The 19,862-nt window shown below is 73.9% G+C and carries 21 protein-coding genes; 6 read left to right on the plus strand and 15 right to left on the minus strand.

The window, feature by feature from the left end; translation table 11 throughout:
- The first annotated feature begins 28 nt into the window (after window positions 1-28).
- Window positions 29-958 carry an oxidoreductase gene (locus O7627_RS30660; protein WP_278096929.1) on the plus strand — a complete coding sequence of 310 codons (930 nt, stop codon included), beginning with the start codon at window positions 29-31 and terminating at the stop codon, window positions 956-958.
- 11 nt (window positions 959-969) lie between these two features.
- Here the strand turns inward: O7627_RS30660 and O7627_RS30665 are convergent, their stop codons facing one another.
- The 6 genes from O7627_RS30665 to O7627_RS30690 all read right to left on the minus strand — a co-directional run bounded on the left by O7627_RS30665 (window position 970) and on the right by O7627_RS30690 (window position 4,906).
- Window positions 970-1,707 (minus strand): alanyl-tRNA editing protein, encoded by a 738-nt coding sequence (locus O7627_RS30665; protein ID WP_278096930.1) that lies wholly within the window; start codon window positions 1,705-1,707, stop codon window positions 970-972.
- Between the two features lie 38 nt (window positions 1,708-1,745).
- Window positions 1,746-2,636, minus strand: a complete 891-nt coding sequence (locus O7627_RS30670) for an alpha/beta hydrolase (RefSeq protein ID WP_278096931.1) — start codon at window positions 2,634-2,636, stop codon at window positions 1,746-1,748.
- Entirely contained in the window at window positions 2,633-2,947 is a 315-nt protein-coding gene (locus O7627_RS30675) for a DUF2516 family protein (protein WP_278096932.1), read from the minus strand. The genes O7627_RS30670 and O7627_RS30675 overlap by 4 nt, the downstream gene beginning before the upstream one ends.
- A gap of 68 nt (window positions 2,948-3,015) precedes the next feature.
- Window positions 3,016-3,633, minus strand: coding sequence for a hypothetical protein (locus tag O7627_RS30680; protein ID WP_278096933.1), 618 nt, complete (start codon window positions 3,631-3,633; stop codon window positions 3,016-3,018).
- Window positions 3,630-4,226 (minus strand): helix-turn-helix transcriptional regulator, encoded by a 597-nt coding sequence (locus O7627_RS30685; RefSeq protein ID WP_278096934.1) that lies wholly within the window; start codon window positions 4,224-4,226, stop codon window positions 3,630-3,632. The genes O7627_RS30680 and O7627_RS30685 overlap by 4 nt, the downstream gene beginning before the upstream one ends.
- Window positions 4,227-4,291: 65 nt before the next feature.
- Window positions 4,292-4,906 (minus strand): hypothetical protein, encoded by a 615-nt coding sequence (locus O7627_RS30690; RefSeq protein ID WP_278096935.1) that lies wholly within the window; start codon window positions 4,904-4,906, stop codon window positions 4,292-4,294.
- Window positions 4,907-4,989: 83 nt separating this feature from the next.
- On the opposite strand from O7627_RS30690, the gene O7627_RS30695 reads away from it, so the two are divergent.
- Window positions 4,990-5,787 (plus strand): alpha/beta hydrolase, encoded by a 798-nt coding sequence (locus tag O7627_RS30695; protein WP_278096936.1) that lies wholly within the window; start codon window positions 4,990-4,992, stop codon window positions 5,785-5,787.
- A gap of 108 nt (window positions 5,788-5,895) precedes the next feature.
- On the opposite strand, the gene O7627_RS30700 is transcribed toward O7627_RS30695, so the two are convergent.
- The 3 genes from O7627_RS30700 to O7627_RS30710 are packed head-to-tail and all read right to left on the minus strand — an operon-like array spanning window position 5,896 to window position 8,391.
- Complete coding sequence (locus O7627_RS30700) at window positions 5,896-6,861, minus strand: asparaginase (protein ID WP_278096937.1); 966 nt, start codon at window positions 6,859-6,861, stop codon at window positions 5,896-5,898.
- Window positions 6,858-7,703: a 3-keto-5-aminohexanoate cleavage protein gene (locus O7627_RS30705; protein WP_278096938.1), complete on the minus strand. Its 846-nt coding sequence runs from the start codon at window positions 7,701-7,703 to the stop codon at window positions 6,858-6,860. Before O7627_RS30705 ends, O7627_RS30700 begins: the two co-directional genes overlap by 4 nt.
- Before the next feature lie 10 nt (window positions 7,704-7,713).
- Window positions 7,714-8,391 (minus strand): TetR/AcrR family transcriptional regulator, encoded by a 678-nt coding sequence (locus tag O7627_RS30710; protein ID WP_278096939.1) that lies wholly within the window; start codon window positions 8,389-8,391, stop codon window positions 7,714-7,716.
- Between the two features lie 53 nt (window positions 8,392-8,444).
- On the opposite strand from O7627_RS30710, the gene O7627_RS30715 reads away from it, so the two are divergent.
- Window positions 8,445-9,455, plus strand: a complete 1,011-nt coding sequence (locus O7627_RS30715) for a medium chain dehydrogenase/reductase family protein (protein ID WP_278096940.1) — start codon at window positions 8,445-8,447, stop codon at window positions 9,453-9,455.
- Window positions 9,456-9,571: 116 nt separating this feature from the next.
- Here O7627_RS30715 and O7627_RS30720 read toward each other — a convergent pair whose 3' ends face one another.
- From O7627_RS30720 to mtfM, 4 genes are read right to left on the minus strand one after another with little or no spacing between them, the layout of a single operon-like run.
- Entirely contained in the window at window positions 9,572-10,684 is a 1,113-nt protein-coding gene (locus tag O7627_RS30720; RefSeq protein ID WP_278096941.1) for a folate-binding protein, read from the minus strand.
- Window positions 10,681-11,103, minus strand: coding sequence for a Fur family transcriptional regulator (locus O7627_RS30725; protein WP_278096942.1), 423 nt, complete (start codon window positions 11,101-11,103; stop codon window positions 10,681-10,683). The genes O7627_RS30720 and O7627_RS30725 overlap by 4 nt, the downstream gene beginning before the upstream one ends.
- Before the next feature lie 52 nt (window positions 11,104-11,155).
- The gene (locus O7627_RS30730) at window positions 11,156-11,755 is read right to left on the minus strand and encodes an FABP family protein (RefSeq protein WP_278096943.1); all 600 of its coding nucleotides are present in this window, start codon (window positions 11,753-11,755) and stop codon (window positions 11,156-11,158) included.
- 4 nt (window positions 11,756-11,759) lie between these two features.
- On the minus strand, window positions 11,760-11,864 hold the full coding sequence (gene mtfM / locus O7627_RS30735) for a small membrane protein MtfM (RefSeq protein ID WP_269746704.1): 105 nt from the start codon (window positions 11,862-11,864) through the stop codon (window positions 11,760-11,762).
- Window positions 11,865-11,889: 25 nt separating this feature from the next.
- Between mtfM and O7627_RS30740 the strand changes: the two genes are divergently transcribed.
- Window positions 11,890-12,252 (plus strand): DsrE family protein, encoded by a 363-nt coding sequence (locus O7627_RS30740; RefSeq protein WP_278096944.1) that lies wholly within the window; start codon window positions 11,890-11,892, stop codon window positions 12,250-12,252.
- Between the two features lie 69 nt (window positions 12,253-12,321).
- A complete protein-coding gene (locus tag O7627_RS30745; protein WP_278096945.1) occupies window positions 12,322-13,422 on the plus strand; it encodes an acetate kinase in 1,101 nt (366 codons plus the stop codon).
- A 237-nt stretch (window positions 13,423-13,659) separates the two neighbouring features.
- On the opposite strand, the gene O7627_RS30750 is transcribed toward O7627_RS30745, so the two are convergent.
- Together O7627_RS30750 and O7627_RS30755 are read right to left on the minus strand one after the other, a co-directional pair.
- Complete coding sequence (locus O7627_RS30750) at window positions 13,660-14,604, minus strand: hypothetical protein (RefSeq protein WP_278096946.1); 945 nt, start codon at window positions 14,602-14,604, stop codon at window positions 13,660-13,662.
- 28 nt (window positions 14,605-14,632) lie between these two features.
- Window positions 14,633-15,109, minus strand: a complete 477-nt coding sequence (locus O7627_RS30755; RefSeq protein ID WP_278096947.1) for a winged helix-turn-helix domain-containing protein — start codon at window positions 15,107-15,109, stop codon at window positions 14,633-14,635.
- Window positions 15,110-15,422: 313 nt separating this feature from the next.
- Here O7627_RS30755 and O7627_RS30760 point away from each other — a divergent pair, with 313 nt between their 5' ends.
- Window positions 15,423-19,838, plus strand: a complete 4,416-nt coding sequence (locus O7627_RS30760) for a S8 family serine peptidase (protein WP_278096948.1) — start codon at window positions 15,423-15,425, stop codon at window positions 19,836-19,838.
- Window positions 19,839-19,862: the final 24 nt, after the last annotated feature.

Raw genomic sequence — 19,862 nt, forward strand, 5'->3', positions numbered from 1 at the left:
GATTGGCATCCGGGCCATGCTGGGAGCCATGACCTCGCAGCGGTGGACCGCCGACCAGATTCCGGACCAGCGCGGCCGGATCTTCATCGTCACCGGCGCCAACAGCGGCCTCGGGCTGGCGACCACCCGGGAACTGACCCGGCACGGCGGGCACGTCGTCCTCGCCGTCCGCGACGCGGCGAAGGGCGAGCGCGCGATCGCGGAGCTGCGGGCCGACCAGCCCGACGCCAGCCTGGAACAGCGCCACCTCGACCTGGCCGACCTGGACTCGGTACGCGCCTTCGCCGCCGCCCTGCGCGCCGACGGCGTCCGGCCGGACGTGCTGGTCAACAACGCCGGCATCATGATGCCGCCCCGGTCGTTGAGCCCGCAGGGTCAGGAGAGCCAGTTCGCCGCCAACCACCTCGGTCACTTCGCCCTGACCGGTCTGCTGCTCGACCTGATCCGGCGGTCGCCGGACGGCCGGGTGGTCACCGTCAGCTCAGGGGTGCACCGGCGCGGCCGGATCCACTTCGACGACCTGACCGGGGAGCGGTCCTACTCGCCGACCGGCTTCTACGCCCAGTCGAAGTTCGCGAACGTACTGTTCGGCCTCGAACTCGACCGCCGGCTGCGGGCCGCCGGCCTGCCGGTCCGCAGCATCCTCGCCCACCCCGGGTACGCCGCGACCAACCTGGTGCGGCCCGGTCCCCGCCTGCTCCGACTGGCGGTGTCGATCGGCAACCGGATCCTGGCACAGAGCGCGGCGGATGGCGCGCTGCCGCAGCTCTACGCCGCCACCGCCCCCGGCGCCGAGGGCGGGCAGTTCATCGGGCCGGCCGGCCTGGGCGAGCAGCGCGGCCACCCGGTCGTGGTCCGTCCGAGCGCCGCCGCCACCGACCCGCGTACCGCCGAACGGCTCTGGACGCTCTCCGAGGAGCTGACCGGGGTCCACTACGGACTGACCGCCGCGGCGTAGGCCGCCGGGGGTCAGTTCGCCAGCCGGACCCGGACCCGGCGGTTGGCCCGCCCCTTGCTCTCCACCTTCACCACCTGGATCTTGCCGATCTGGGCGGTGGACGCGACGTGGGTGCCGCCGTCGGCCTGCACGTCGAGCCCGACGATGTCGACGATCCGGATCTCCCGCTCGTCGGCGGGAATCAGGTTCGACTGGGTGCGGATGATGTCCGGCAGCGCCAGCGCCTCCTCCCGGGGCAGCACCTTCACCGCCACCGACCGGTCCGCCGCGACCTCGACGTTCACCAGCTCCTCCAGCCGGGCCTTGAAGTCCGGCGGCACCTCGGGCAGGTTGAAGTCCATCCGGGCCTCACCGGGCTCCATGTTGCCGCCGGTGACAAGCGCGCCGAAGTCCCGGAACACCACCCCGCAGAGCACGTGCAACCCCGAATGGGTACGCATCAGCATGCTGCGCCGCTCGTCTTCGACCGCGCCGCGCACCTCGGTGCCGACCGGGGGCACCGGGTCGCCCTCGGCGGGAATCAGGTAGAGGTCGTCGCCCTTGTTGGTCCCCACGATCCGGGTCTGCACGCCCTGCCACAGCAGCACGCCCCGGTCCGGCGGCTGACCGCCGCCACCCGGGTAGAAGGCGGACCGGTCGAGCACGACACCGCGTTCGGGATCGACGTGTACGACCTGGCAGGTCCACTCCCGCAGGGAAGGATCGACGAGATCGAGGCGCTCGGTGCGGCCATGGTGGGAAATGCCCATGAACGCGCAGCGTACTCCGCCGGGTACCGCCCCGATGGCTAGCCGTCGTTCAGGAAGCCCGCGATCCGGTCCCGCAGGTCGACCCGGTGGTTCCAGAGCACCCCCGGCCGGTCGTACACGTGCAGGGTGGCCTTCGGCAACGCGGCGGCGAGCCGCTCGGCGACGGCGACCGGGTGCAGGTCGTCGCCGAGGCAGCCGATCACCAGGGCGGGGGCGGTGACCGCGGCCAGCGCGGAGCTGTCCCGGATCGCCGTCTGCTCGGGCAGCGCGGCCAGCGCCGGGGCGAGCCCGTCGCGCAGCAGTTGGTCGACCCGCTGGCGCAGGAAGGCCCAGCCCACCGGGGTGTCCCGGATGGCCGGTGGCAGTTCCACGGAGACCGCCTCGGCGACCGCCGTCCCGTCGCCGGCCGCGATCGCCGCCAGCAACTCGGCCAGCCGGTCCCGGCTGGCCGGCGGGCGCGGCTGGTCCAGCACGGCGGGGAGGAAGAAGACCACCCGCTCGAAGCGTTCCGGGCTCTCCCAGAGGGTCCGGCTCAACGCGCCCGCGCCGAGGCTCACTCCGAGCGCGCGGGTGGCCTGGCTGAGGTCGGCGATGGCCCGCAGGTCCCGGGCCAGGTCGGCGTAGCTCCACCGGCCGGCCGGCGCGTCGGAGCGGCCGTGGCCGCGGAACTGGAAGAACACCTTCCGGCCGGCGACCGCACTGCCCAGCGGCCGGGTGGTGGCGATGCCACTGGCCAGCCCGTGCGCGAAGACCGTCACCGGGTCACCGTCGCCGGTGACCAACCGCTCCAGTCGTACGCCGTGCGGCGTGGCGATCAGCTCGGTGGCCGGCTCCGGCAGCGCCGGCCGGCCGGTACGGGGGGCGCTCGGCCCGGGTCCGTACGTCCGTGGCCCGCCGTCCGGCGGCGGTGGCCAGCGGAAATCTCTCACCAGAAGCCCTTGCCGTCGGTCATGTCCCGCAGGCCGACCCGGACGTCGAGCAGATAGATCAGCGCCGCCGCGATCCCGATCAGCGCGAACAGGTTGATCGGCCGATACAGCAGGAGGGTCAACACCAGACACACCGCGAGGATCGCGACCCAGGCGCCCTTGGGCAGCGTGCCGATCGCCGGGAAGGCATCCGAGCGCTGGGTGACGCAGTGCACCAGCGCCACTCCCTGGATCACGAGCGCGAACACCAGCAGGACCAGGTTGATGACAGAGACGACGGCCGGGTAGAAGAGCGGCGCGGTAGTGGCCATGCCGTGAAGCTTATGTCGCCCACCCCGGGTGCGTGTGGGGTGGCGCACCCGGAGTGGGCGACCGCTGACTACTTCTCGGTGGCCGGGCGGCCGCGCTTGGCCGGGCCGGTGGCCTTCTTCGCCGGGCCGGTCGGCTTCGCGGTGCTCTTCGCCGAGCGGGTCGCGGTGTGGCCGGTCGGGGCGACCGGGCTGGTCTCGACCGCCGGGGCGACGGTCGCCGGGGTGGCGGTCACCTCGGCCGGCGCCTCGGTGGCCTCCATGTCGGCGTTGACGGTCTCGGCCGCCTGCACCACGCCGGTGCCGACCACCCGCTCGCCGCGGGCGACCATCGCCGCGTACGCGGCCAGCGCGCGCTCCTGGGCGACCTGCGCGCCGGCCACCACGACGGCGGCGTTGCGGCGGGCCGCCTCGCGCAGCCGCTGCATGTCCAGCTCGCCGGTGGCCGTGCGCTCCTTGAGGGCGACGGCGCCGGTGTTGGCCTGGCGCAGCGTGGCGGCGGCCTTCTCGCGCAGCTCGGCGGTGGTCAGGACCGCCTTCTCGCGCAGTTCGGCGGTGGTGACGGTGGCCTTGCCGCTGAGGCCGTTGACCACGGCGGGCAGCTTGCGCAGCTGCTCGTACGCGTAGTCGCCGGCGCCGGCGGCGGCGTAGAGCGGGGCCGGGATGCGGGTCGTCTTCGGCTCGGTCATGACTGGTTCTCCTCCTCGACCGCCGGGGCGGTCCTGCTGGCCGGCGACGCGGCCCGGCGGGCCGCCTTCCGGGCGGGCTTACTGGTGTCTTCGGTCGGGTCGGTGCTGGCGGTCGGGTCGGTGCCGCTGGTCGGTGGGGGCGCGGCGGCGCCGGCCTCGGTCACCGCCACCGACTCCAGGACCGCCTCGGTGGGTGTGGTGGGGGCGGGGGCCGACGGTTGTGGCCCGGTCGGTTCCTCCTCGGCCTGGCGGGCGTTCTCCCGCCGGAACGTCTCGTAGATCTGGCTCAGTGACTGCTTCTGCGCCATGGTGAGGTCGGGGTCGGCCGCGATCGAGGCGAGCACCCCGTGCCCCTCCGGGTCGTCGAGCAGCCCGGCCCGCAGGTACATCACCGGGGTGGAGACGCGTAGCGCGCTGGCCAGTTGCTGGAGCACCTCGGCGCTCGGCTTGCGCAGCCCGCGTTCGATCTGGCTCAGGTAGGGGTTGCTGACGCCGGCCTGCTCGGCGAGCTGGCGCAACGAGATCTTGGCGTTGCGGCGCAGGTCGCGGATGAAGCCGCCGACGTCGCGGGGCAGATCCTTCGGCGTGGGCATGACACCGACGGTAGTTCGTCGTGCTAGCTCCTGCAAGCAAAACGCTTGCGATAGTTAGCGACGTCTCACCCGGCCGGGTGACCCCGCCCGCCGGGCGCCGACGCGACCGGGTGCGGCGGCGACACCGCCGCCGCGGCCAGCCGCTCCACCTCGGCGAAGCTGGTCACCCGGTCACACTGCCCGGGTGTCAGCCGGTTGAGCTGAGCCCGGGCTGCCTGCGCCTGCGCCGTGCTGGGCAGGTGCCCGGCGAGCAGGTCGGGCAAGGACAGCTCGAAGCCCGCCCGGGCCCGGGAGCCGTACCGTCCGGGGGCCTGGACCACCGCCCACGCGACCCGGCTGGCGTGTTCGTTGCCGGGCGGCGCCGCGGGCCGGTCGGTCTCCCGGGCACCGAACCGCTGGCCGTGGTGGAACGCGCAGAGCTGGCAGGTGGGCGGCCCCTGGGTCGACGGCGCGCCGCACTCGTCGCACGCCGACCGGGCGAGGGCGGCGTCCACCACCCGCCAGTCGTGACCGGCCGGGTCCGCCACCACCAGTCGAGCCAGCTCCGCTTCGTCTTCAGAGCCCTCGGCCACCCCGTACTCGCGCAGCAGCGCCCGCCACGCCTGGTCGACCTCGGCGGCGAGCCGGTCGACCGCCGCCGCCAACGCGGCGCTGCGCCATCGGGAACCGACACCTGTCACCCCGCAAGTGTGCCGGCCCGGCCGCCCCGACCGCGCCGCTATTCCGGTTGCCAGCGTGGTCGCCGGACCCCTAGCGTCGCCTGGTGCCGAACATCGACGTCAACGGAGCGACGCTGGCCTACGACGAGGCCGGTGTGGGCTCGCCGGTGGTCCTCCTGCACGCCGGGATCGCCGACCGCCGGATGTGGCGTGGGCAACTCGCCGCCCTCGCCGCCCGGCACCGGGTGGTCGCGCTGGACCTGCGGGGGTACGGCGAATCCGACCTGCCGAGCACCCCGTTCGCCCACCACGACGACGTCGTCGGACTGCTCGACGCGCTCGGCATCGAGCGGGCCGCGCTGGTCGGCTGCTCGTTCGGCGGGTCGGTGGCGATCGACACCGCACTCGCCCACCCGGACCGGGTCACCGCCCTGGCGTTGTTCGGCACCGCCGTCTCCGGCTACGAGTGGTCCGCCGAGACCAGCGATCTGTGGGATTCGCTTGTCGGCGACGTACCGGCCGAGGACCTGGACGCGATGGCGGCGGCCGAGGTCCGGTTCTGGGTGGTCGGACCCGGCCGTGAGCCGGCGGACGTCGACCCCGATCTGGTGGCGTTCGCCCAGCAGATGGATCGTCGGGCGCTGGCCGCGGAGGCCGCGCTCGGCGACGTGATCACCGGCGAGCTGGACCCGCCGGCGGTCGGCCGACTCGGCGAGCTGCGGATGCCGGTGCTGGTGCAGGTTGGCGCGGCCGACGTACCGGACATCGGCCGACTGGCCGCGAAGATCACCGCCGAGGCGCCGGCCGCCACCCGCCTTCCGGACGTCCCGGACGCCGGGCACCTGCTCCCGCTGGAACACCCCGACCGGGTGAACGAGGCCCTACTCGACTTCCTGGCCTGAGTCACCGACACCCGACCGCTGTCTCAGCGGGACCGAACCCGTCGGCGTCCCGAGGACCGAACCCGCCGGTCCCGGGGAGACACGACCCGCAAACGCCAGCGGGCGCGGTCACCAGAGGGCGCGGACCGCGCCGACCGGCTCGCCGCCGCCGTAGACCACCGGCTCGGCCAGTTCGGGCGGAATCGACGCGGTCACGCCCAGCCGGCGCAGGCCCGCGGTCAGCGCGGGCAGGCAGGCCCGGCCGGCGCCGTCGTCGACCTTGACGGCCACCGCCCCGACGCCGAGCAGCGCCGCCGCGATCACCCCCTCGGCACCCCCCTTGACCAGCAGCCCCGGCACGGCGGCCAGGAACTGGCTGTCGTACGCGGTCGGGCCGGTCCCGGCCACAAGCGTCGGGTGGGCGCGCATCGCGTCGGCGACGGTCCGCGGCACCGAGCCGGGCTCGGCCGAGACCAGCCGCAGGTAGGCGGTGGCCAGCCCGGTCAGCGACGCGGACAGCACCGGCGCACCGCAGCCGTCCACCCCGACCGCGACGGCCGGCTCGCCGGTGAACTCCTCGATCGCGGCACTGATCCGCTCCTGCAGGGGGTGTTCCGGCCGCCAGTAGCCGTCGGTCGGCCAGCCGGCGGCCAGGCAGGTCAGCAGCATCCCGGTGTGCTTGCCGGAGCAGTTCATCTGGAGCCGGGACCGGCCGCCGCCGGCCCGCAGCACGGTGGTCCGGGCGTCCTCGGAGACCGGGAGGTCCGGCGGGCAACGCAGCGCGGCCGGCGACAGCCCGGCGCCGGCCAGCAGCGCCGCGACCCGGGCGACGTGCCGCTGTTCTCCGTGGTGGCTGGCGCAGACCAGCGCCAGGTCGGCCGGGTCGGCGAGCCGCAGTCCACTGCGGAGCATGCCGACCGCCTGCAGCGGCTTGCTTGCCGACCGGGGGAAGATCGGCGACTCGATGTCGCCGGCCGACACCAGCATTGAGCCGGTCGCGGTCAGGACCGCGATCGAACCGCGGTGGGCGCTCTCCGCGAAGCCGGACCGGACCACCTCGGCGAGCGGAACCCCACCCTGGTACGTCTTCGTCATGCGGCGGACCGGCTGGACAGTCCAAGCAGCTCGCGGGCCTGCCCGGTGCTGGCCGGGGGGCGTTGGGCGACGTGGGCGAGACCGACGGCCCGCGCCACCAGCTGCATGTTCGACTCCACCGGCCGACCCTTGGCGTAGCTGATGGTGTCCTCCATGCCGACCCGCAGGTGCCCGTCGGTGGCCAGCGCGGCGAGCATCACCGGGATGGTGCTGCGGCCGATCCCGGTGGCCGAGAAGGTGGTCCCGGCCGGCAGGTCGCGGATCGCCTGCCGGCAGGCGACCAGCGCCTCGGCGGTGCCCGGCATCCCGCCGGGCACCCCCATCACCAGGTCGACGTGGACGTGCCCGCCGGCCGGCAGACCGTACTTGCCGAGCAGCCGCTGCAGGGCGGTGAGCTGACCGAGGTCGAAGATCTCGTACTCGGGGAGGATGTTGCGCTCCTGCATGCGGGTGTGCAGGTCGACGATGAACTCCCACCGGTTGAGGAAGACGCCGTCGCCGAAGTTGACCGTGCCCATCGTGCAGGAGGCCATCTCCGGGCCGGCGTCCAGCACGGCCAGCCGGTCGGCCTCCGGGTCGGTGACCGCGCCGCCGGTGGAGAGCTGCACGATCAGGTCGGTGCTCTCCCGCAGTGCGGCGACGGTGGCCCGGAGCCGGCCCGGGTCGAGGGTGGGGCGGGAGCCCTCGTCGCGGATGTGGACGTGGATCACGGCGGCACCGAGCGCTTCGCATTCCTTGGCGGTCAGCAGCAGCTCGTCGAGGGTCACCGGCAACGCCGGGACCTCGGTCTTTGCGGACTCCGCCCCGGTGGGGGCGACCGTGATCAACGTCGGTGTCGTCATGCCGGCGATCCTAGCCAGGGTCGCCGGCGGCCTCCCGGATCAGCTCCTCGACCTCGGCCTCGAAGAGCCGGCCGGGGTCGAAGCCCATCTGCTCGAAGTGTCCCTCGACCTCCAGACTGACCGTGCCGTGCATCCGGGTCCAGCCGGTCACCGCGCGCCGCAGCGCCGGGCCGCCCCAGGGCGCGGCCGGGTTGCGGTCGGCCATCCCGGCGGCGAGCTGGCCCTCCAGCTCCGGATAGCGGGGTTCGCCGCCGAGCGCGGCGATCGGGTCGAGGAAGGTGCGCAGCGTCCGGGTGGCGGCGGCGACGGTGTGCGCGGGGGCGGTGTAGCCGGGCACGGGGGTGCCGAAGAGCAGTAGGTAACGGTGTGGCTGGGCGAGCGCCCAGGCCCGGTAGGCGCGGGCCAGCGCGCGTACCCGGTCGGCCGGTGGCCGGTCGGCGACGACGCCGGCCTCGGTCTCGATGGTGTCGGCCAGGTCGTGGTAGCCGTCGCTGATCAGCTCGGTGAGCAATTCGTCGCGGCCGGCGAAGTAGCGGTAGAGGGCCGGGCCGGTCATCCCGAGTTCCTTGCCGATGGCGTTCAGCGACAGCGACTGCGGCCCGGCCGCGGCGATCTGGCGCAGCGCGGCGGCCTTCGCCTCCTCCCGGGTCTGGGCCCGGATCCGCTCCCGGCGGGTTGCGTTCTCCATCGGGATACTCTAACTTGAGTTAGAGGTTCTAACACAAGTAAGGAGCTATCACGATGACGCAGGTGACCGAGATCGTCATGCCGCACGTCGGCGGTCCCGAGGTGCTCAAGGTTCAGCAACGGGACCTGCCCGCTCCCGGGCCGGGTCAGGTCCGGGTCCGGGTCGAGGCGGCCGGCGTCTCCTTCGCCGAGGTGCAGATGCTGCGCGGCCGCTACTTCGCCCAGCCGACGTTCCCGTTCGTACCCGGCTACGACCTGGTCGGCCGAATCGAGGCGGTCGGACCGGGCGGGTCGGGCGGTGACGGGCTGGCCGTCGGGCAGCGGGTGGCCGCGATGACCCGGACCGGCGCCTGGTCGCAGAGCGTGCTGCTGCCGGCGACACACCTGGTGCCGGTGCCCGAGTCGGTCGACGCGGCCGAGGCGGTCGCGCTGGTCACCAACGGGGTGACCGCGTACCAGATGGTCCACCGGGTGGCCCGGGTCGCCGCCGGCGACACCGTGCTGGTGCACGGCGCGGCCGGCGGGGTCGGCACCCTCCTGGTCCGGCTGGCGCTGCGGGCCGGCGCCCGGGTGATCGGCACCGCGTCGCCGGGCAAGCACGACCGGGTCCGCGAGCTGGGTGCCAGCCCGCTCGACTACCGGGAGCCGAACCTGGCCGACCGGGTCCGGGAACTGGCGCCCGACGGGGTGGCCGCTGTCTTCGACCACGCCGCCGGGCCGGGACTGCGCGAGTCCTGGCGGTCGCTGGGGCGGGGCGGGACGCTCGTCGTCTACGGCAGCGCGTCGACCCTGGACGACCAGGGCTGGCGGATGACGCCGTACGTGCAGACGATCGGCCGGCTGCTCTGGTGGCGGGCGCTGCCCAACGGCCGGCGGACCAGCTTCTACGGGATCCGGCAGGACAAGAACTTCGACGCGGACCTGGCCACCGTCCTGGAGCTGCTGCGCACCGGCGAGCTGAAGCCGGCGGTGGCGGCCCGGCTGCCGCTTACCGACGCCACCCGGGCCTTGCGGATGCTCGACGACCGGGCCGTGGTGGGGAAGGTGGTGCTGGTGCCGGCCTGACGGCCATCCGGTCCGGCGGCGCGTCCGTCAAGTCCGGGCCGGGCCTGATCGGGCCGGGTCGGGTCGGCGCGCGGCCGGCGCCGCGAGCCCGCCGGTCAGTCCGGGTCGATGGCGGCTCAGTCCGGGTCGATGGCGGCGGCCTGCTCGCCGACCAGCAGGCGGGCGTCGTCGGCGACTGACCGCTTGACCACGGCCAGCGCCACCTGACCCAGCTCGAAGTGGCGCACCGCCGTGCCAACGAAGCCGACCGTACGACCGTCCAGCACCACCGGCGTACCCACCGCCGGGAGCTGGTCGCTGCCCACCCCGTCGAGGTGCAGCAGCACCAGTCGGCGCGGCGGCCGGCCCAGGTTGTGCACCCGGGCCACCGTCTCCTGGCCCCGGTAGCAGCCCTTCTCCAGATGCACCGCCGGGGCGAGCAGCTCCACCTCCGCCGGCAGCGTCCGGTGGTCGGTCTCGAAGCCGACCCGGGCCCGCCGGGCGGCCACCCGCAACGCCTCGTACGCCCACAGCCCGGCCACCGGCACCCCGGCCCCGGTCAGCTCCCCCACCACCTGCTCCATCGACGCGCGCGGCACCAGCAGATCCACCCCGAGGCCGGCGCGGCGGGCCCAGTCGCCGCCGGTCAACGGGCTGACCGCGTACCGCGTGGTGGGGCGAGGGGGCACCGAGCCGGCGGTGAACTTCGGTCCCGGCACCGCGACCACGTCGGGGTCGGCCAGCCCGGTCGCGCCGAGGGTGCCGGCGGCGGCCACCGCCTCCGGGCCGACAAGCGACAGCACCGCCCAGTCGGCGGTCGCGTCGCGCGGATCCACCCGGGTGAAGAAGCGCATCTTCTCCAGGTAGGTGAGCAGCCCGCCGGTGTCGCCGGGTTCGGTGTCCAGCCAGGTGGTCGTGCCGTCCTCGGCGACCATCGCGTGCTGTTCGATGTGCCCGTGTGGGGAAAGCACCAGCAGCTCGCTGCCCTGGCCGGCGGCGAGGTCCGAAAGGTGCTGGGTGGTCAGGGTGTGCAGCCAGCCGGCCCGCTCCTCGCCCGGCACGGCGACCACGCCCCGGTGCGACCGGTCGACCAGGCCGACGCCGGTGGCGAGCTGCCGCTGCTCGCGCATCGGGTCGCCGTAGTGGGCCGCCACCGACCGCACCCCGGCGGCGGCGTGTTCGGGCTCCGGCCGGTCCCGGGTCTGCTCGTCGACGGCTTCCACAGCCACCGCACCGGCGATGTCGATCATTTCCGCTCCCCGCACTTGCCGCAGTCCCCGAAGAGTGCCACGTGCCCGATGTCGACCTGGAAGCCCCGCTCCGCGGCGAGTTGGCCGGCGAGCGGTTCGAGCAGCCGGGGGTCGAACTCGTCCACCGCCCCGCAGGACCGGCAGACCAGGTGGACGTGCTGGTCCTCGCCGGCCGGGTGGTAGGTCGGCGAACCGTGCGACAGGTGGGTGTGCCGGACCAGCCCCAGCCGTTCGAGCAGTTCCAGGGTGCGGTAGATGGTGGTGATGTTCACCCCGGCGGCCACCTCGCGGACGGCCGTGTGCACCTGCTCCGGGGTGGCGTGCCGCAGCTCCAGCACCGCTTCCAGGATCAACTGGCGCTGGGCGGTCAGCCGCAGCCCACGGGAGCGCAGCAGTTCGGCCAGCGATGTGTCGGACACGTTTCCGAGCATAGTCCGGCGGCCGGACCGGACCCGTGCGCCGCCGGAACTGTCAGCCGCCGACCCGGAGCAGGCGGGCGGAGAGGTGCGGGGTGAGCGGGTGCCCCACCGCCGCCATGTCCTGGGCGTAGAGCAGCTCGCCGTCGATGATCCCGAACAGCCGATGGCCGGCGGTCACCTCCTTGGCGGTGGCGGTCCGCAGCACCGCGTCGGTGGCCAACTCGACCTTGGTGCCGGTGACCCGGCCCAGATAGAGCTCCATCACCCCGGTCGGGGTCATCAGCATGACCTCCAACTCGTCGGTGGCCTTGCCGTCGTCCAGCACCGGCCGCCACCAGCCGACCTCCCGGCCCGCCGGCCGCACCGGCTGGCTCTGCTCGTCGAGCAGCCAGGCCCGCGACTCGTAGCGCAGGAACGGCCGCCCGTCGTGGCTGATGGTGATCTCCTGGGCGTACGCGAAGTCGTCGATGGTCGGGTAGCCGCCCTGGCCCCGGCCCCGCCACTGCCCGATGTAGGGCAGCAGGCCGAGCAACGCCGGGTGCAGGTCCGGGCCGACCCGCAGGTCGTAGGTCTCCTCGAACGGGTACGGGTCGACCGGCGGCGCGTTGAGCCAGGGTGGCGGCTCGATCGGGCTGTCCGTCGGGTTGCTCACCGGTTCACCAACGTCCTCTCGAAATCCGTACCGCCAGATAGACCAGCCCACCGGCGAGCGCGCCGAATCCCGCCACCAGCAGGCTGACGAACCCAATCTCGGTAACCATGACAAGGTCATCCTATGCTGGCCCGATGGCTCGCACTCTCGTCGTCAAGGCCACCGCCGGTTCGGACGCCCCGGAGCGGTGTGCGCAGGCGTTCACGGTAGCGGCCACCGCCGTCGCGGCCGGCGCCGACGTGTCGCTCTGGCTGACCGGGGAGTCGAGCTGGTTCGCGCTGCCCGGCCGGGCCGCCGAGTTCGACCTGCCGCACTCCGCGCCGCTGGCCGACCTGCTGGACGCGGTGCTCGCCGCCGGCCGGGTGACGGTCTGCACCCAGTGCGCCGCCCGCCGGGAGATCACCGCCGCCGACGTGCTGCCCGGGGTACGGATCGCCGGCGCCGCGGCGTTCGTCGAGGAGACCCTGGCCGACGGGGTCCAGGCGCTCGTCTACTGACCCGGCCGGCCGCGACTGCGTCGCGCCTCTCCCTGACTGGATCGCGTCCGGTCGGGTATGACAACGGGCGTGACCATCCTCACCGTCATCGCCGGATCGTCCAGCCTGCACGTCGCGTACGTCCGCGACGGCGAGGTGACCGACCGGCTGGACCGCTCCGACCCGCCCGGCTCGCCCGACGCCGACGAGCCGCTGCGGCGGTTCGTCGCCGACCACGAGCCACCGACGGCGGTCGGCCACCGGCTGGTGCACGGCGGGGAGCTGGTCAACCGGCCCCGGCTGCTCGACGACGACCTGCGGGCCGAGCTGGCCGAGCTGGTCACCCTCGCGCCGCTGCACCTGCCGCCCGCCCTGCGCCTGATCGACCTGACCCGGTCCGAGCTGCCCGCAGTACCCCAGGTGGTCTGCCCGGACACCGCGTTCCACGCCGGGCTGCCCGACGCGGCGGCGACCTATCCGCTGCCCGCGCAGTGGCGCGACCGGTGGGGGCTGCGCCGGTACGGCTTCCACGGCATCTCCTACGCGTACGCCCTGCGCCGCACCGCCGAGCTGCTCGACCGGCCGGCAACCGGGCTGCACCTGGTCATGGCACACCTGGGCGGCGGCGCCTCGGTCTGCGCGGTCCGCGACGGCCGCAGCGTGGACACCTCGATGGGCTTCACCCCGCTGGACGGGGTGCCGATGGCGAAGCGGTCCGGCGCGGTGGACCCGGGGATGCTGCTCTGGCTGCTGGACGGCCGGCTGGACCGCGCGGAGCTGGCCGACGGGCTGAACCGCCGCTCCGGGCTGCTCGGCCTCTCCGGCGGCCGATCCGACGACACCCGGGACCTGGTCGCCGCCGCCGGCTCCGACCCGGCCGCCCGGCTCGCGCTGGCGGTCTACACCCATCGGGTACGCCGGGAGCTGGCCGCCGCCGCGACCAGTCTGGACCGGCTGGACGCGGTGGTCTTCACCGGCGAGATCGGCTGGGATCAACCGGAGGTACGCGCCGACGTCTGCGCCGGCCTGCGGCTGTTCGGGGTGGAGCCGCCGGTGGCCGGCAACCTGGCCGCCGACGGTCTGGTCTCGGCTCCGGGCGCGGCGGTGCCGGTGCTGGTGGTCGAGCCACGCGAGGAACTGCAGGTGGCGGCGGAGACCACCGAGGCGGCACGAGCCGCCCAGGTCGGCTAGGACAGCGCCGCCGGCGACGACCGCCGAGGACTCACGGTCGGCTAGGACCGCGCGGCCGGCGACCACCGCCGAGGGCCCACGGTCGGCTGGGACGCGCGACCGGCGGCGACCGCGCGGACCCCTGGACCGCGTGGACCGCTGGACCGCGTGGACCGCTGGACCGCGTGGACCGCTGGACCGCGCGGACTGCTGGGGACTGCATCCGGCCGGGCCAGGGACGGTCTGGGCACTCGCTGGTCAGGCGCAGTCGGTGGTGACCGCTGCGCGGAGGTCGCCGTCGACGGACTCGATCACGATGCTGCGTGGGCCGTCGCGGAAGGCGTACAGCTCGGGGTTGGCGGCGGCGACCGGGCCGTCGGGGTCCGGCAGGATCTCGGCCGGGCTCGGCGCGGCCGGGGCGGCCACGCCGGTGGCCCGGGCGGTGTGGGCCTGGCCGCCGCCGGGGCAGGCCACCGAGACCCGGCCGGCCGGGGCCACCTCGCTGGCGCCCAGCGCGGCCAGCACCTGACCGGGTTGGTCGTCGACGCCGAGGCCGGGCAGCAGGTCGGCCAGGGCCAGGTCGGGTTCGACGGGCCGGCAGCCGGTGGTCGCCGTGAACCTCAGCACTCCCGGTCCGGTCGACCGGCCGGAGACCGCGACGAAGTCGCCCGCGTCGGCGCGCAACGTCGGACCGCCGCCGCCGCCGTTGCCGTTGCCACCGTCGCCGTTGCCGCCGTTGCCGTTGCCGTCGCGGTCGGGGCGGATCCCGGCGCGGTAGCCGGCCGGTAGCCGGTCGGCGATCGTCGCCAGCAGCGGGTCCACCCGGTCCGGCGTGGTCCGCACGATGAGGTCGCGTTCCAGGGTGGCGCCGTCGCGGAAGGTGGTGACCCGACACCCGCTGGTCAGCCGGGGCTCCACCAGTTCGAGTACCGCCTCGGTTCCGGCGGCGCGGACCAGCTCACCGATCGCCCGGCTCACCACCGGCTGCGCCTGGGTCAGGGTGCGCTGCTCGCGGACCGTCGGCTCGTCCCGCCGCATGGACAGATAGCTGAGCCCGACCAGCAGTACCGCCCAGACGACGGTGCCGATGATCAACCACCGTCCCCAGGGCCGCCCGGCCGGCGTACCCGGGTCCGACGGGCCGGGCCAGTCGGGTGGAGCCGGGTACGACGGCGGGCTGGTCTGCTCGGCGCGGTCGGTCACGCCGCCAATCGTGGCACGGCGCCGCCGGTCAGCGCGGCGAGGCCAGCCGGTAGCCGACCCCGCGTACGGTCTGCACCCGGGGGCCGTCCGGCAGGGCGTTCAACTTCCGCCGCAGCCGCTTGACCGCCGAGTGCAGGATCGCGGTGTCGCCGAGGTAGGCCCCGCCCCAGACCGAGGCGAACAGCCGCTCGTAGGTCCACAGCCCGATCGGCGGGCTGACCAGGCGGGCCAGCAGCTCGCGTTCCAGTCGGGTCAGGCTCAGCGGTTCGCCCCGCCAGGTGACCAGGTGACCGGCCGGATCGACCGACAGCTCGCCCATCGTGACGGGCGTCGACGGCTGCCCCGTCGGTCGCTCGGCGGCCGACGGACCCAGAATCGAACGCAGCTCCGACAGGTCCGAGCAGATCACCACCGTCCCGCAGTCGTCGAGTCGGCGGACCAGCCGTTCCCGCACCACCGCGTCCGAGGAAACACAAACCACCAGCGGAATCTCGCCACTGACCACAACAACCTCCCCCGTTGTCGCGCCTTCCACGCCGTCCAAGCCAATCGGGTTTGATCTACCGCGTCAACACCGATTGGACGGTGGCGGCTGTCCGGCACCTGACCCGCGCCTGGATTCTGCCCGGATTCTGCCTTGATACTGCTCTGGCCGGCCCATTGATCACTACCACTAGGAGCCAGAGCATGACTCCTAGCGGATGTGGGGAGCGCTCTCCATAAGACCTCGCGACCCACGCGCCGGTGGCACTGGCCACAGGGGAGCCGCGTGCTCGACGGCCCGAACAGCTCGGGTCGTGAGGGAGTGGGGAGTGGGAATGTCACAACAACCACGAGGGCGCGACGCCGCCCGCTGGAGCAGAGCCTTCCGGACGCTCGCCGTGGCGACCGCCGTGCTCATCGGCGTCACGGCGCAGCCCACCATCGCCGGCGCGGCGCCGCCCGCCGGCTCGGCCGGCGCCACCGTCAGCGGTGAACTGGTCGCCGAACTGGCCGCCGGCGGGACCACCGACTTCGTCGTCTACCTGCGGGAACGCGCCACACTGGACCGCGCGGCGCAGCGCAGCGACCCCGACGCCCGGGCCACCGAGGTCTACCAGGAGCTGACCGGCACCGCCGAGCGGACCCAGCGCGACCTGCGGGCCGAGCTGGACGCCCGCAAGGCGCCCTACGACGCGTACTGGATCGCCAACGCGTTGCGGGTGACCGGCGACCGGGCCCTGGTGGACGCGATCGCCGCCCGCCCCGAGGTGGAACGGATCGACCCGTCCCGCGAGTACGCGCTCGTCGAGCCGGAGCGGGCCGCGCCCGAGACCGGCCGGGCCAGCACCCAGGCCATCGGCTGGAACGTGACGAACGTGGCCGCCCCGCAGGTCTGGGACGAGTACGGGGTACGCGGCGAGGGCATCGTCGTGGCCAACATCGACAGCGGCGTCCAGTTCGACCACCCGGCGCTGGTCGGCAGCTACCGCGGCAACACCGGCAGCGGCTTCGACCACGCGTACAACTGGTTCGACCCGGCCGGCGTCTGCGCGGACCCGGCGCCCTGCGACAACAACGACCACGGCACCCACACCATGGGCACCATCGTCGGCGACGACGGCGGCGACAACCAGATCGGTGTCGCGCCGGGCGCCACCTGGATCGCCGCCAAGGGCTGCGAGGCCCGCAGCTGCTCCGACGCGTCGCTGCTCGCCGCCGGCCAGTGGGTGCTCGCCCCCACCGACCTCAACGGGGAGAACCCCCGGCCCGACCTGCGGGCCGACATCGTCAACAACTCCTGGGGCGGCGACGGCGGCGACCTGTGGTACCAGCAGATCGTCGACTCCTGGCGGGCCGCCGGGATGTTCCCGGTCTTCTCGGCCGGCAACGAGGGTCCGGGCTGCGGCACCGCCGGCTCCCCCTCCGACTACGCCAACTCGTACGCGGTCGGCAACTACGACATCAACAACAACATCGCCAGCAGCTCCAGCCGCGGCGCGTCCCTGGTGGACGGCGGCATCAAGCCGAACATCTCGGCGCCCGGCAGCGCGGTGCGCTCCAGCGTCCCCGACAACACCTACGCGAACTTCACCGGCACCTCGATGGCCGCCCCGCACGTGGCCGGGGCCGTCGCGCTGGTCTGGTCGGCGTCCGCCGCGCTGCGCGGCGACATCGCCGCCACCGAGGCCCTGCTCGACGACACCGCGACCGATGTGGACTCGCTGGGCTGCGGCGGCACCGTCGACGACAACAACAACTTCGGCGAGGGCCGGCTCAACGCGTACCAGGCGGTCACCCAGGCCCCGCGCGGACCCGTCGGGATGGCCGCCGGCACGGTGATCGAGGCGATCACCGGCGAGCCGCTGGAGGGCGCCACCATCAGCGCCAACGGGCGCAGCGTCCGGACCGCGGCGGACGGCACCTACCGGATGACCCTGCCGGCCGGCGATCACGACATCACCGCCTCGGCGTACGGCTTCCGGAGCATGACCCTCACCGTCACCATCCCCGAGAACGGCACCGCGCCGGTGGACTTCGGGCTGGTCGAGACGCCCGAGACGACCGTCTCCGGCCGGGTGACCGACGGCTCCGGTCACGGTTGGCCGCTCTACGCGAAGATCGAGGTGGCCGGCCGGCCCGGCGGCCCGATCTTCACCGACCCGAAGACCGGCCGGTACTCGTTCACGGTGCCGGGCAACACCGAGTACCGGATCACCACCACCGCCGTCTACCCCGGCTACCAGACTGTCAGCCAGGACCTGTACGTCGGCATGACGGCCCCCACGGTCAACATCGCGGTTCCGGTCACGGCGGCCTGCACCGCGGCCGGCTACCGGGCCAGCCTGGGCGAGCCGCTGATCTCGGAGTCGTTCGACACCACCGAGACGCCGGCCGGCTGGTCGGTGGTGAACCGCACCGAGGACGGCGGCTGGACCTTCGAGGACCTGGGCAACCGGGGCAACCAGACCGGCGGCACCGGTGGCTTCGCGATCATCGACAGCGACGCGCTGGGCAGCGGCAACACCCAGGACACCGACCTGCGGATGCCGCCGCTGGACTTCTCCGACCTGAGCGCGCCGGTGCTGCGTTTCAACAGTGACTGGCGGGCGGTCGGCGTCAGCGACTTCGCCGACATCGACGTCTCCGTCGACGGCGGCACCAACTGGTCGAACGCCTGGCACCAGACCGCCAGCCGGCGCGGCCCCCGGATCGAGGAGGTACCGCTCACCCTGGTCGCCGGGCGGGAAGAGGTGCTGATCCGGTTCCGCTTCGGCGGCACCTTCGCCTGGTGGTGGGAGGTGGACAACGTCGAGGTCGTCAACCGGTCCTGCACCCCGGTGCCGGGTGGCCTGGTGACCGGCTTCACCACCGACCAGAACACCGGCGACCCGCTGACCGGCGTGACGGTGTCCAGTGTGGAGGAGCCGCTGGACCGGGGCGTTTCGGCGGCGACGCCGGAGGACCAGAACCTGCCCGACGGCTTCTACTGGCTCTTCTCCAGCCTGACCGGAACCCGGGAGTTCACCGCCAGCAAGGCGCCGTACGCCGCCCACACCCGGCCGGTGACGGTTCAACCTGACGGCACGGTCCGGGCGGACTTCGCGCTCGGCGCCGGTCGGCTCACCGTCAGCCCGGGCTCCATCGAGTCGCACCAGCCGTACGGCAGCGTCCGCCAGACGAAGCTGACGGTGACCAACACCGGCAGCGCCCCCGCCACCGTGGATGTCGTCGAGCGCGGCGGCGGCTTCGACCTGCTCTCCCGCAAGGGCGCGGAGCTGAACGAAATCAAGATGAAGGGAATCAGCAAGGCCCGGACCGGGGTCGGCTACGGCACCATCGGCGGCACCGACGGCACCGCCGCCGCGCCGCTGATCGACGAGGCCTGGACCAGGCTTCCCAACCTGCCGGCGGCGATCTTCGACAACGCCGCGGCCACCATCGGCGGCAAGGTCTACTCCGTCGGCGGCGGCAGCGGCACCGGACTGGAGCGCAGGGCCTGGGTGTACGACCCGGGCGCGGCCGCCTGGACGGCGCTGCCGGACCTGCCCAACGCGCGATCGAAGCCATCGGCGGCAGCGGTGGGCGGCAAGCTCTACGTGCTCGGTGGCTGGGGTCCCGGCGGGACGCCGGTCGCCTCGGTGGACGTCTTCGACCCGGCCACCGGCGCCTGGAGCACGCTGTCCGGGACGACCAACCCGGCCCCCCGGTCGGCGGCCGGCACGGCGGTCGTCGGCGGCAAGGTCTACCTGGTCGGTGGCTGCATGGACAGCAACTGCACCGACTCGGCCAACCTGGTGATCTTCGACCCGGCCACCGGCACCTTCCGGGCCGGGGCGAACTACCCGCAGATCGTCTCCTGGATGTCCTGCGGCGGGATCGGCGGCAAGGTCTACTGCGCCGGCGGCGCCGGGGCGACCGAGTACTCGAACGGCTACGGCTACGACCCGGCCGCCGACGCCTGGTCGCCGCTGCCGAACCTGCCGCTGGACCTGTGGGCCTCCCAGGCGACGGTGGCCGGCGGCCTGCTGGTGCTGGCCGGCGGGGTCACCGCCGCCTCCACCGCGGTCACCAACCGGACGGTCGCGTACGACCCGGCCGCCGGGGCCTGGCTGAACCTGCCGAACACGCTGTTCAGCCGGTACCGGGGCGGGGCGGCGTGCGCGGCGTACAAGATCGGTGGTTCGCCGTCGTCGTTCGTGGGCTCCGCGGAGACCGAGTTCCTCGGTGGCCTGGAATCCTGCGACGAGGGTGGCGACCAGCCGTGGCTGACCACCGACCCGACCACCTTCACCCTGGCGCCGGGGGCGTCCCGGCAGGTGACGGTCCGGCTGACCGCGACCGGCGAGTTCGGGGTCGGCCAGCCGGGCACGTACACCGCCGAGCTGGGGCTGGCCTCGGACACGCCGTACTCGGTGCCGGGCGTACCGGTCGAGATGAACGTCTCGCCGCCGGCCAACTGGGGCAAGCTGCACGGCTCGGTGACCGGGCAGACCTGCGGCGGCAGCACGGTGCCGGTGCCGGCCACGGTCCGGCTCAGCCTGGTCAGTGACCCGACCGTCGGCTACACGCTGACGGCCGACGGCGGCGGCTACGCCTACTGGGTGCCGCGCGGCCGGTACCAGGTGATCGTCGCGAAGGACGGCTGGATTCCGCAGGCCAAGCGGATCCAGGTGCAGTCCGGCTTCGTGACGTCGCTCGACTTCACCCTGTCCCCGACCACCCCCTGCGCCGACCGGCTGGGCGGCGTCTGATCCTTCTCATCCGCGGGGCCGGGC

Source organism: Solwaraspora sp. WMMD1047, from assembly GCF_029626155.1.
GTDB lineage: Bacteria > Actinomycetota > Actinomycetes > Mycobacteriales > Micromonosporaceae > WMMD1047.

Excerpts from the sequence above, each read along its gene's own strand:
- O7627_RS30760 (WP_278096948.1), top strand. The coding sequence starts at position 15,423 with ATGTCACAACAACCACGAGGGCGCGACGCCGCCCGCTGGAGCAGAGCC.
- O7627_RS30675 (WP_278096932.1), bottom strand. The coding sequence starts at position 2,947 with ATGGCCACTACCGCGCCGCTCTTCTACCCGGCCGTCGTCTCTGTCATC.
- O7627_RS30720 (WP_278096941.1), bottom strand. The coding sequence starts at position 10,684 with ATGATCGACATCGCCGGTGCGGTGGCTGTGGAAGCCGTCGACGAGCAG.
- O7627_RS30665 (WP_278096930.1), bottom strand. The coding sequence starts at position 1,707 with ATGGGCATTTCCCACCATGGCCGCACCGAGCGCCTCGATCTCGTCGAT.
- O7627_RS30685 (WP_278096934.1), bottom strand. The coding sequence starts at position 4,226 with ATGCCCACGCCGAAGGATCTGCCCCGCGACGTCGGCGGCTTCATCCGC.
- O7627_RS30710 (WP_278096939.1), bottom strand. The coding sequence starts at position 8,391 with ATGGAGAACGCAACCCGCCGGGAGCGGATCCGGGCCCAGACCCGGGAG.
- O7627_RS30700 (WP_278096937.1), bottom strand. The coding sequence starts at position 6,861 with ATGACGAAGACGTACCAGGGTGGGGTTCCGCTCGCCGAGGTGGTCCGG.
- O7627_RS30715 (WP_278096940.1), top strand. The coding sequence starts at position 8,445 with ATGACGCAGGTGACCGAGATCGTCATGCCGCACGTCGGCGGTCCCGAG.
- mtfM (WP_269746704.1), bottom strand. The coding sequence starts at position 11,864 with ATGGTTACCGAGATTGGGTTCGTCAGCCTGCTGGTGGCGGGATTCGGC.
- O7627_RS30680 (WP_278096933.1), bottom strand. The coding sequence starts at position 3,633 with ATGACCGAGCCGAAGACGACCCGCATCCCGGCCCCGCTCTACGCCGCC.
- O7627_RS30740 (WP_278096944.1), top strand. The coding sequence starts at position 11,890 with ATGGCTCGCACTCTCGTCGTCAAGGCCACCGCCGGTTCGGACGCCCCG.
- O7627_RS30705 (WP_278096938.1), bottom strand. The coding sequence starts at position 7,703 with ATGACGACACCGACGTTGATCACGGTCGCCCCCACCGGGGCGGAGTCC.
- O7627_RS30660 (WP_278096929.1), top strand. The coding sequence starts at position 29 with ATGACCTCGCAGCGGTGGACCGCCGACCAGATTCCGGACCAGCGCGGC.